This window comes from Pseudomonadota bacterium (assembly GCA_039193195.1).
In the GTDB taxonomy this organism is placed as follows: Bacteria; Pseudomonadota; Gammaproteobacteria; order Steroidobacterales; family JBCBZW01; genus JBCBZW01.
On record JBCCWS010000006.1, the window covers coordinates 67,410 to 79,121 of the forward strand.

Sequence of the window (11,712 nt, forward strand, 5' to 3'; positions counted from 1 at the left end):
AGCGGCCCACGTCAGGACCGAAGGCGCCGCAGGAGTTCCTCCTCAGACAGCGCTTCAACCTCCTTCACCAGCGACTGGTCATCGGCAGGCGACGACATCAGCGTCTCCATCACCGCACCAACAACCCCCTCCGGTGCCCGCGACGACACCTGCACTGCCGGGTCCGTTATCTCCTGATGCACATCGGGCCCGCGCTCGCGCCTATCAAGATGTTCAACGCTATCGGTGGCCATGCCACCGCCATCGTCAGCCACCTGCTCGCTCAGATACTCCACAAGCGCCTCGACGGTGGGATGGTCGAACAGCAAGGTCGTCTGCAGGGCAACGCCGAGACTGCGTTGCAAACGTGCACGCAGCTCAACCGCCATCAATGAATCCATGCCGAGGTCCATCAGGCGGCTGCGAGGCTGCACCTGCTCCGCCTCTGCCAACCCGAGCACGGCGGCGATCTCGGATCGCAGGTGTTCTTGAAGTACGGCCTTCCGTTCGTGCGCATCCAGGCCGGAGAAGTCGAGCGTGGGCATCCCGCCGGTTGCTTCACCGTCGGCTACTAACGCAGCCCTCAACCGCTCCTCGAAGAACGGTCGCTCGGCGAGCGTATGAGTGGCGAAGCGCCGCCAATCCACGGGCAGCACCGCCACGTAGGACGCGTCGCACACCAAGGCCTGCGCTAACGCCCGCAACCCATCCTCGGGGGCGATTTCGCCGATACCTACCTGCGCCAAGCGGTCACCGGCCCGTTTGCGCGCTGCCGCCCCGATCTGACTCCACGCGCCCCAGCCGATACTAAGCCACGGTGCGCCAGCCAGTCTCTGACGGCTGGCCAGGGCGTCGAGGACAGCGTTGGCGGCCGCGTGGTTGGACTGCCCCGGCGAGCCCAACAGCGCAGCGCTAGAAGAGAAGGCGACGAACACCTCTAGTCCATCGTCGCGCGTCTCCTCAGCGAGGTTGATCGCGCCGCCAAGCTTAGGCGCGAGCACCTCGCGAACGCGCTGCGCATCCATATTCTCCACCGCGGCATCCGCCAGCACACCCGCCGCATGGATCACGCCGCGGATGCGGCCCTGCGCAGCCCGCAGCTGCTCGAGCGCCGATGCCAGTGGCGCGCGTTCGGCAACGTCGACGCTCAGTACTTCCACACGCACCCCGCTACGCTGCAGCGCCGCGATCGCCTCAGCGGCATCATCGCCAGGGGGCCGTCGTGCCAACAGCGCCAGGTGGCTTGCCCCCTGTCCCGCTAGCCACTGCGCAACAGCTATGCCAAGCCCGCCTGTGCCTCCGCTGATTACGTACCAGCCTTCCGATTGAATACCCGCAGGCGCGCCGACGCTGGCCGGTGCGGGGCGCTCGAGCACCACCTTGCCGACGTGCCGACCCGCCTGCAGGGTTCGCATCGCCGCCTCGCCCTGATCGTGTGCGAACACGGTCGTCGGGAGCGACAGGCGGGTGGCCAGATCTGGATCACCTAGTCGATCTACTAGCGTATCCAACCGCGGATCACCGGCGATCGCCATCTGCCCGAGATCGAAGGCAAAGTGGCTGACATCCGGCCGCTCGCGCGCGGCCGTGTCCGCGTCGATGCCGTCCAGGCGCCCGAGCTCTACGAAGCGCCCGTCGTGCGCGGTGACCGCGAGACTCGCGCGTGCGAGGTCGCCGGTCAGGGAATTCAACACTACGTCGGCGCCGCGGTCATCCGTCCAGGCGCGCACGGCGTCCGCGAAGGCGTCATCGCGTGAGCTAGCGAGGTGGGTGATGCCCTCGGCGCGCAACGCTGGCCACTTGGACGGATGCGCAGTGGCCAGCACTCGCGCCCCGCGCGACTGGGCGTAGCGGACGGCGGCCAACCCGACACCGCCGGCCGCCGCGTGGATCAAGACCACATCGCCGGGCCCTACCCTCGCCAGGTCCTCCAACGCGAACCAGACCGTTAGCCACGCGGTGGGCGCTGCTGCCGCGTCGGTCCACGCCAGGCCCGGCGGTTTGGCGACTACGTAACGTGCCGGCAGCGTGACATGGGAAGCCAGACTGCCAGGCGTGAAGGCCCCGATCACCGCATCGCCCAACGCCACGTGCTCCACCCCATCGCCGACGGCGCTCACGCGGCCCGCGCACTCGAAGCCGAGGGGGATGTGCTCGTCCCCGAGGTCCCCGGCGTATCCGCCCTCGAGCAGCCCCAGGCACTGCAGCAGGTCGCGGAAGTTCAGGCCCGTGGCGTGCACGGCGATCTCCACCTCCTGCGGCCTCGGTGCGCGACGTTCGAGCGGCTGCTCTGCCAGGCTATCGAGGCGTCCCGGTTCGGTGACGATCAGTCGGCTTGGATCACTCGCCGCGCGGAAGGCCCGCAAGCGCGGCACGAAGCGCTGCTCCCCGCGCAAGGCCACCTCATCCTCAGGGTCGTCCGCGACGATCTCCCGGGCGAGGCTCTGCGTCGATACGCCGTCGTCCACGTCGATCCAACGTACGCGTAGGCCTGGCTGCTCCAGACGCAGGGTGCGCGCAAGACCAGTGAGCGTGGCCTCGGCCGCTGCGCCGTTGCCGTTCTCGAGCGCATCGCCGCGATCACCGGCTGCCACCGCACCCTTGGTCACGAAGGTGATCCGCTGGTCGCGGCTTGCCTCCGCGCGCGCATCGGCGTGCGTCGCGAGCCGATCCGCCAACCAGGCATGTGTACACTCAAGCGCGTCCGCCAGCACCGACTCACATTCCTCAGCGAACCCGCCAGAACCGTCCCGCGGGGCCGCCATCACCACTGCGCCATGGCTGGCAGCTCCTGGCAATGTGTCATCTGCCGCTGCCGACCCGGGAATGCCGGCGAGGGCCGCCTCCAGCTGCGGCCACAGCCCAGCAGCCGAGAGCATGTTCCACCTACACGAGGCACTCGCGACGCTCGATGGCACCTGCGCAACGATGATCGCCTGCTCCAAATCGCTAGCGCGCGCTCCGCCTAGGCGTGCCACGTTGGAGAACCCTGCATCGCGTAGCGCTCGGGTCCAGCCCTCGGCATCTACGAGCGGATGCGAATCACGGTACTGGTCAGGCTCGAAGCACCACCACCCATCGGTCAGCCCGAAGGTGAGATCCAGCCAACCGAGGCGACGGGTGCCTTCGAGCAGCACCAGCCAGCCGCCGGGCACCAACAGTTCACGGACGTTGCGCAAGGTCTCACCGAACGACGGTGTGGCGTGCAGGACGTTCGCGGCAATGACGATATCGGTCTGCCGCACAGCGAGGCGCTGGGCCTGGGGCTCTCGGCTGATGTCGAGTACCTGCCCCTGCACGCGCCTGTATCGGCGCGAAAGGCGCTCCACGGCTGCTTGCACCAGCGGCGCGCCGATGTCCGTAAGCGTGTAGGCGCCACGCGCCGCCGGGAGTGCCGCCAGCACCGGCTCGCTCGTCGCCCCGGTGCCGGCTCCAATCTCGAGCACGCGTAACCCCTCGTCAGGCGACAGGGCGCAGAGCGCCTGCGCCACCACGCCGGCCACCTGCGCGTTCATCAAGCGCGGCCCGGCGGCCTCGCCGTAAATCGCGCGCAACTCGCTGGCATCACCGCCGGGAAAGAGCAGTTCCGCCACGGGATCGCAGGCGCCCGACAGCACCTCGGGCACGCGTTCGGCACAGCGTTCCAGGAGGCGGGATTCGACCTCGACCGCCGGCGACGAGACCCTGTCCGCAGGCACCTCGGGCGCCTCCGCCGCGAGTACCCGCAGGCGATCCAGTAAGCGCTGCGTCTTGGTGGATCGCGCGTGCCCAAGCGCTTCGATCTGCGGTACTAGCTGCTGGGCGAGCGTGCGCGACCGCGTCTCGAGCGCCGCCAATCCTTCACGATAGGCAGCCACTCCTTCATCGTGCGACAGCTGGTACTCAAACCCTGGCGCCAGTTCGTCGCACGCCGTGGACGGCGCCGGCAGGCGCGATAGCGGCCCGGCGAAGCGGCCACAGCGGACCCAATCGACGCGGTGCATGGCGTCGCGCACCTCGTCGCCATCGGCCGAGTCACCGAGACCAGGCACCGGCGCCAACTGCAAGCCGTCGATGGCCAGGACGAGGGCACCGTGTGCGCTACGCACCTCGAGCGCTGCCTCGCGGGCAGCAGTGAGGCGCACCGTGGCCTCGATGTGGCCTGTCCAGGTCTGATCGTTGGCGGGTGGCCAGTAGCGCAGTCTTCGCCAGCCCACCGGCAGGAGAGTTGACCGTTCGCGCACGAGCGGCGCAATAGCCTGCAGACACGCATCGAGGCGCGTCGGCGGCACCGGGCAGCGGCGTTCACTGCGCTGCTCGCTCGGCGCGATGCGCGCCACGGCCACGCGATCGGCATCCCCTTGTGTGCCGTGCACCCGCAAGCGCTCAAGGCCCTGGAAGGCGGAACCGTAGCGCAAACCGAGGTCCGCGAGATCCCTCCACAATCGGCGCACATCGATGGTCTCTTCACTGCCCGTGTCATCCGGTGACGCCGACGGCGTGCTATCGCGATCGAGGCTTTGCGCCAACGCAAGCAGGCCCGAGGCGTGCTCGGTCCACGCCGTGCCCTCGCCCTGCGCGCCATCCACCAGGGATGAGAGTACGCGCACCGTGTAGCTTTGCTCTCCTTCCTCCTCGACCACCGTGTGGAGCTTGACAGGTTCAGTCTCCGAGAGCGTCAACGCCGCCGTTAGCATCACGTCACGAACTTCAACCGCAGCGTCCGCACCCAGAACCACCCGACCGGCGGCCACCATCAGATCGGCAAACCCAGCCGCCGGCATCACCACGGCGTCGGCGACCCGGTGATCGGCGAGCCACGCAGGCACCTGCGCACCGATCACCGCTTCGAAGCGCCGCCCCGCCACCAAGGGCAGGTCTAGGGGGGCTCCCAGCAACGGATGGCTATGCCCCTTAGTGCGCGTCGCCACGCCCGCGGGGACCGCACGTTCGGCGAACCAATGGCGTGCCCGGTGGAACCGCACGCCCGGGAGCCGCCAAGCGCCTACAGGTATCGCCGCCATCGCACGCTCGCCGGTAACCGGCGCCCCCCGCACGAAAAGCTCCGCGAGGGTCTGTGCGACGCCGACGTCCTCGCGCGTCCCCTCGGGCAAGGGCGCTAGCCAGGCCGTCCGTTCGTCTTGCGCCGCATCGATGATCCCGCGCGCCAGCGTGAGCGTGCTCGCCCCAGGCCCGCTCTCGACCAGCGCCTCGATGCCTTGTGTTGTGAGGGCGCAGAGGCCTTCGCGGAAACGTACCGTGCGGCGCAAATGATCCACCCAGTACGCCGGCGTGGCCATCTCCGCCCCGCCGATCGCACCGGTGACGTTTGAGTACACAGGGCGATCAGGCGCGTGTAGGGTGAGGCCTGCGACAACCGCCCCAAAATCGTCGAGCACAGGATCGAGCAGCGGTGAGTGAAACGCATGGGAGACGTCGAGCCAGCGGTGCCGAACGCCATCAGCCGCCAGCGTCGCCGCGATAGGCTCCAGCGCATCGCGAGCACCTGACAGGACCGTTTGCTGTGGTCCGTTGTCCGCGGCCAGCGCGACACGCGGCTCCTGAGCAACAACATGTTCGCTAGCTTGCGCAGCACTCAGTGCCACCGCCAACATGCCCCCACCGGACGGCAACGCCGCGACCAGCGCCGCCCGCCGCGCGACCAAACGCAGGCCGTCCTCCCAGCTGAAGACGCCGGCCAGACACGCGGCCACGTACTCGCCGACGCTGTGCCCGATGAGTGCCGCCGGCGGCACGCCACGCGCCATCAGCGTCTGCGCAAGACTCACTTCCACGGCGAACAGCGCTGGCTGCGTGTAGCGCGTATCCGCGAGGGCCTCGCGCCCTGCATCGCCCGCCGTACTCAGCAGTTTGATCAGCGAGAAGCCTGCGCACTGCGCCAGAATGGCTTCACACGCGTCTAGCCGCTGTCGGAAGGCGGCGTCGCGCGCGTAGAGATTCATCCCCATTCCCGCTCGTTGACTGCCCTGCCCTGGGAAGGCGAAGGCAATCCGTGGGCGGCCTGGATCGATCGCCGCCAGTGCCTCCGAGGCCGCGGGTGGGAGTATCACGCGCGTATCCGCTTCGCCATGAGCGAACTTGCGCAGCGCCGTGATCGCTGTGGCCTCGTCACGAGCCACCAGCGCCATGCGCGCATCGAATCGTGGGCGACCCTGGTTGGCTTGACGCGCGAGCGCTTCGAGTGTGACCTTCCGAGTACTCAGCGCCTCAGCCGCCGCCGCGGCAAGCCCGGCTAGTGCATCGCGATCACGCTCGCAAAGCCACACCCCCACGGCCGTTGCGACATCCGTGCTGATACCCGCGACCGAGGTGCCCGCTGCTTGATCGGCAGGCGCCACGCACGCGGCAGCCGGTGCTTCCTCCAGCACCACATGGGCGTTGGTGCCGCCGAAGCCGAAGGAACTCACGCCGGCGCGGCGCCGGCGCGGGCCCCGCGGCCAATCGGCACTGTCCGCCTGCACTTGCAACGCCCCATCGGAGCCCTCCCCCGGCGCTACCAAAGGCGCGTGGGGATTCGGTGCCTCGAAATGGCACTGCCCGGGCAACCGCTCCGTGGCCAAGCTAAGCACTACCTTGATTAGCCCAGCGATCCCAGCGGCTGCCTCCAGGTGCCCGATGTTGCTCTTGACCGAGCCAACGCGCAGGGGCGCCGGGCGGTCGCCTTCAGGCAGTCCGAACACTCGTGCCAGCGCATGCGCCTCGATCGGGTCGCCAAGGGACGTGGCCGTGCCGTGCGCCTCTATGTAGTCGAGCTGGTGAGGTTGCAGGCGGGCGCGGGTGAGCGCGGCGCGCATCACCGCTTCCTGAGCGTGACCATTCGGCGCGGTCATCCCGTTCGATCGGCCGTCCTGATTGACTGCGCTGCCACGGATGACCGCCATTACTCGATCACCGTCGGCCAGCGCCTTCTCAAGAGGCTTCAAGACCACCACGCCACAACCTTCCCCACGAACGTAACCGTCGGCGCGAGCATCGAAGGTGCGGCAACGTGCGCCGGGCGACAACATCCCCGCCTCGGCAAAGACCTCCGATAGGTCTGGTGATAGCAGCAGATTGACGCCACCGACCAGCGCAGCGGAACACTCGCCACGCGCCAGGCTCGCGCAGGCCTGGTGGACGGCCACCAGCGATGACGAACAGGCCGTATCCACCGCCAGGCTTGGCCCGCGCAGGTCGAAGCGATAGGACAGGCGGTTCGCGGCGACGCTCATGGCGTTGCCGGTACCGGCATGGACTGGCATGCGACCTTCCGCACCGCCGCCGTCGGCGACTAGCAAGCGGGCGTAATCCTGCGAACTGATGCCGATGAAGACACCCGTGTTGGTCCCGGCGAGTTCCTTGGGCGCAATCGCCGCATCCTCAAGGGCGCGCCAGGCTGTCTCCAGCAACAGCCGCTGCTGAGGGTCTGTGTGGCGTGCCTCGCGGGGCGATAGGCCGAAGAGCGCCGTTTCGGCCGCATCGATGTCAGGAAGAAAGCCGCCCTCTGCTAACGTCGGTGTTCGCTCCGCCGCATCCCGCCAGCGGTCGGCAGCGGGCCGTGTGCTAGGCACCGGTCCAATGGCATCGCGCCCTGCCACCAGCCCCTCGAACCACTGCCAGGCGTCCTCGCCCCCCGGAAAGCGCGCCGCCACACCGATGACCGCGACGGCATCCTCAGCCGCATCCGTACTTGGTGCGTCGGGTGTAGCGCTTTGGCGTGCTGCTCCAGTTAAAGACAGATGGGCAGCTAGGGCGTCGATCGTGGGAAAGTCGTAGAGCAGCGTGGGCGGCAGATGTCGTCCCACCCATGCGCCGAGGCGCTCCACGAGCCGCACACCTTCAAGGGAGTCTATCCCATACGCTGCCCAGGGTTCGCCCGCCGTAATGGCGCCGGGCGCTACGCCGCTCGCCTGCGCCACCTCTGCGATCAGGCGCTGGCGCAGGGCCGCCAGCGAGTGGGGTGCGTCGTGCGTAGGGAGCGGCCCGGTGTCCTGAGCGATGTCGGCTTTCGGTACCGTCCATCGAGCGAGCTCCCGGAGACCGCCATCCACCAATGCGTCGCGGGTCGCGAGGCGCATGACCTTGCCGCTGGAGGTCCGTGGCAGCGCGCCGGGACGCAGCAACACCACCGCGTGGCAATCCACCGCGTGGGCATCGACGACAGCCCGCCGGATCGCCTTACCGATACGTTCAGCGTCCGTGTTGCGCCGGGCGGTTCGGGTCACCTCGGCCACGACCACGAGCCGCTCCCCGTCGCCGCTGGCACCTTCGCCCGACTCACCAGCAGCTGCATCGTCGAGCGCACCCTCGGGCACGGCGATCGCCGCCACAGCGCCTTGCTGAAGCGCCTCATCTACGCCCGTCACGCTCTCCTCGATGTCCGCCGGATAGAGATTGCGACCCCGCAGGATGATCAGATCTTTGCAACGTCCTGTGAGGAAGAGTTGCCCATCGTCGAGAAACCCGAGGTCCCCTGTGCGCAAGTATGGCCCGTCGGCGCTCGCCAGGATGGCGCCGAAGGCCTCCTGCGTGGCCTCGTCATCACCGTAGTAGCCGTTGGCGACCTGCGGACCACGCACCCACACCTCGCCCACACGCCCTTCACCGAGAATCTCCTTGCCCCACGGCGCCACGATCAATAGGTCATCGACGGCGGGCAGCCCGCACGCGACGACCTGTCGCCCCCCCTCAGCGATGGTGTTGACACGGCCCTGCTGCAGCTCCTGTGCGTCCACGCGCAGTACATTAGCGCCTGCGCCGCGCCGGCCACCGCTCACGAACAGGGTGGTCTCGGCCATGCCGTAGCAGGGGTAGAAGGCACTGGCATCGAAGCCCGCGGGGGCGAACGCCCGGGCGAAGCGTGCCAGTGTCGACGCGCGCACCGGCTCGGCGCCCGTAAATGCCAGGGTCCAGGAACGCAGATCGATCCCCTCGACCGACACGGACTGCGCTGCCTCGGCGCACAGGGCGTAGCCGAAGTCCGGCCCCCCGCTGGTCGTGGCGCCGTAGGTGGAGATCGCCTCCAGCCAGCGCAAGGGCCGCTGTACGAACGCGTTAGGCGACATGATGACCGTCTGCGCGCCGAGATAGATGGGCTGCAGGATGCCACCGATGAGGCCCATGTCATGGTACGGCGGCAGCCAGTTGACCGAGATCGTCTCCTCGGTGTCGCCAAAGCGCTCCGCTAGGGCGCGCGCATTGGCCAGCAGGTTGGCGTGAGAAATCTGCACGCCCTTCGGGTTCCCTGTGGACCCCGACGTGAACTGCAGGAAAGCAAGATCCCGCGCTGACACCTCGATGGGGGAGAACTCCGGGCTGGCGCTGCCTGTGGCCTCTGCCTCGATATCGAGCCAGCGCAAGGCGTCCCGCTGGGCGTGGGTGAGCTCATCGCCGGCCAGCACCCTGTCCCACAGCTCGTTGGTGGAGACGACCACTGCGGCATTTGCACGATCGCAGATCGCCCGTAGCTTCCCGTCCCCGCGCGCACGGCGCGGCGGTGCCACGGGGACGGCGACCGACCCTGCGTAAAGGCACGCGAAGAACGCCACCACGAACAGCTCACCGGGTGGGACCAGAATCAGCACCCGCTCGCCCCGGGCCTCGACCTCGCTCACCAGCCGTTCAGCGAGCTTGAGCACGCGATGCTCCAGCGCCCCCAAGGTCATCACGTGCACCTCGGTCTCGCCATCGGCCAGGAACCGAAACGCCACTCGCTCCGGACTACGCTGCGCTCGCTCCCGCAGCATCTTCACAAAATCCGCACTCACGTCGCCTGCCTCGCCACGGTCGGCGAGTCCTCCGGCAGAATCTGCCCATCCTCCATTCGCAAGATCCGATCGGCGCAGGCGAAGTACCGATCGTCGTGGGTGATGGCGACGATCGTCTTGCCCGCCCGCGCCAACTCCGGCAGCAAAGTGCGGTAGAACACGTCCTTGAAGCGCGGGTCTTGCTCGGCCGCCCACTCGTCGAAGAGGTAAATGGGTCGGTCTTCGAGACACGTGGCGAGCAGCCCAAGGCGCTTGCGCTGACCGCTGGAGAGGGCCGTGGTGGAGAAGCGGCGCCCTGTCACCTCGACCTTGCGCGTGAGCTCAAGCTGTTCCAGCAGCCCTTGCACCGCCTCGCCACCGCCCTCGTCGACCGCGGGACCTAACAGCTCATCGAACACGAAACCGTCGGCGAAGACGCCGGAGAACAGCGCTCGGTACTCATCCATGGAGACCGCGTGTGCGTTTGGAACGCCTGCGCTTGCATCCGTATCGTCACCAACCACCGCCCCGTCGCGCAGCAGCCGCCCCCCGGTGATCGGGTAGAGTCCCGTTAGCACCTTCGCCAGCGTGGACTTGCCGCTGCCGTTGCCGCCGACGATGAAGACCAGCTCCCCTGCCTGCAGTTCGACGTCGATGGGCCCGAGTGCAAAGGGGGATTCGTCGCCACGTGCAGGGAACTCGAACGTCACCTGCTCCAAGGACAGGCGCTGGAACCGCGGTCCGGCCGACGCCTCTGTCACCGACGTCTGCAGAGCACGCGGCGCCTCCTGCAGGTCAAGACCAAGGGCGTCAACGCGCCTAAGGGCTACGTTCGCTTGCTCCACTTCCGGCACGGCGTTCAACAGGCCGCGCAGCGGCGTGATCATGAACAGGATCGTCACTGCATACTTGATCAGCAGTGCATCGCTCACCGTGGTCACACCGGGTAGGACGAAGACAAGGAGTCCGATCGCCAGGAAGAACAGAGTGACGCCGAAGGCACCGGTGATCGCAAAGATCGAGGTGCCCTTGACCCGCGCGTCGCGGAAGCGCTCCGCATCCGTGGCGAACAGCTCGTGGAAGAAGCGCGCACGCCACGGCCTATGGAGCTTCAGCTCTTTGATGCCGCCGAGCAACGCACGGAAGTGCCGGTAGAGCGCATCGCGCGACTCGTGGGACTTGCGGATCCAGCCCAGCCCCCGCGCCAACAGCACGCGATAGGTGAAGCCCCCGAGGACGAGAACCCCCAACAGCACCGCCAACACAGTAGGCGAGAGCCAGGCGAGATAGGCGAGGCAGCCGAGCAGGACGAGCGCATTCACCCACAGCCCCGCCACCCACGGCGCGGCGCGCGACACGGCGTCCACATCGGCGGTCAGGGCGGCCAGTAGGCGCGGGGTGCCGATACGCTCGAGCGCGGGCAGAGAGGCCTGCAGCACGGCGCCGACCAGCCGACGCTGCAGATCCAGCACTACGCCCTGCGCCAGGCGCACGATCACCATCTGCGATGCCGCCGTCGTCGCCATCACCAGCAGCACAACCAACAGGAAACGCAGGCCCGCACCGGCGGTGGAAGGCGCCGGGTTCGCGATCGCCGTGTTCACCAGCGCTAGCATCCCCGCCGAGCCAACACCCGACGCCAGACCGAGTACGCCAGCGCCTACGAACGAACGCGGCGAATGGCTCAGCAAGGTGTGGACCACGTTCATCGCGTCACCGGGGCGCTCTGCCGGCGGTTTGTTGGGCAGCGAGCAGCCCCGCTACGACTGACCATCCATCTGCTCGCGCAGGGAGAGCGGCCGCATGTCGGTCCAGACCTCTTCGATCCAGGACAGCACCTCCTCGCGCGTTCCCTCCTTGCCGGCATCGCGCCAGCCCAGGGGCACCTCCCGATCGAGGGGCCATATCGAGTACTGCTCTTCGTGGTTGATCACGGCCTTCACCGGGGTGTTGTCTTCTTCGTCCATCGTTTATGCCTGTCCCAGGTACGGTGTTGAGTGGAAGTGGT

3 protein-coding genes are annotated in these 11,712 nt (G+C 68.0%); all 3 read right to left on the reverse strand.

From position 1 onward, the window contains the following. Positions 1 to 11 precede the first annotated feature (11 nt). Genes AAGA68_08070 through AAGA68_08080 form a run of 3 tightly spaced genes read right to left on the reverse strand, consistent with a single transcriptional unit; the run spans position 12 to position 11,671 of the window. The gene (locus AAGA68_08070) at positions 12 to 9,725 is read right to left on the reverse strand and encodes an SDR family NAD(P)-dependent oxidoreductase (GenBank protein MEM9385005.1); all 9,714 of its coding nucleotides are present in this window, start codon (positions 9,723 to 9,725) and stop codon (positions 12 to 14) included. Next, on the reverse strand, positions 9,722 to 11,413 hold the full coding sequence (locus tag AAGA68_08075) for a cyclic peptide export ABC transporter (GenBank protein MEM9385006.1): 1,692 nt from the start codon (positions 11,411 to 11,413) through the stop codon (positions 9,722 to 9,724). The genes AAGA68_08070 and AAGA68_08075 overlap by 4 nt, the downstream gene beginning before the upstream one ends. A gap of 51 nt (positions 11,414 to 11,464) precedes the next feature. Then, on the reverse strand, positions 11,465 to 11,671 hold the full coding sequence (locus tag AAGA68_08080; protein MEM9385007.1) for an MbtH family NRPS accessory protein: 207 nt from the start codon (positions 11,669 to 11,671) through the stop codon (positions 11,465 to 11,467). Between the last annotated feature and the right edge of the window lie 41 nt (positions 11,672 to 11,712).

What these genes read in the sequence shown, in the direction of transcription:
- AAGA68_08075 (MEM9385006.1), bottom strand. Translation starts at nt 11,413, where the DNA reads ATGAACGTGGTCCACACCTTGCTGAGCCATTCGCCGCGTTCGTTCGTA.
- AAGA68_08080 (MEM9385007.1), bottom strand. Translation starts at nt 11,671, where the DNA reads ATGGACGAAGAAGACAACACCCCGGTGAAGGCCGTGATCAACCACGAA.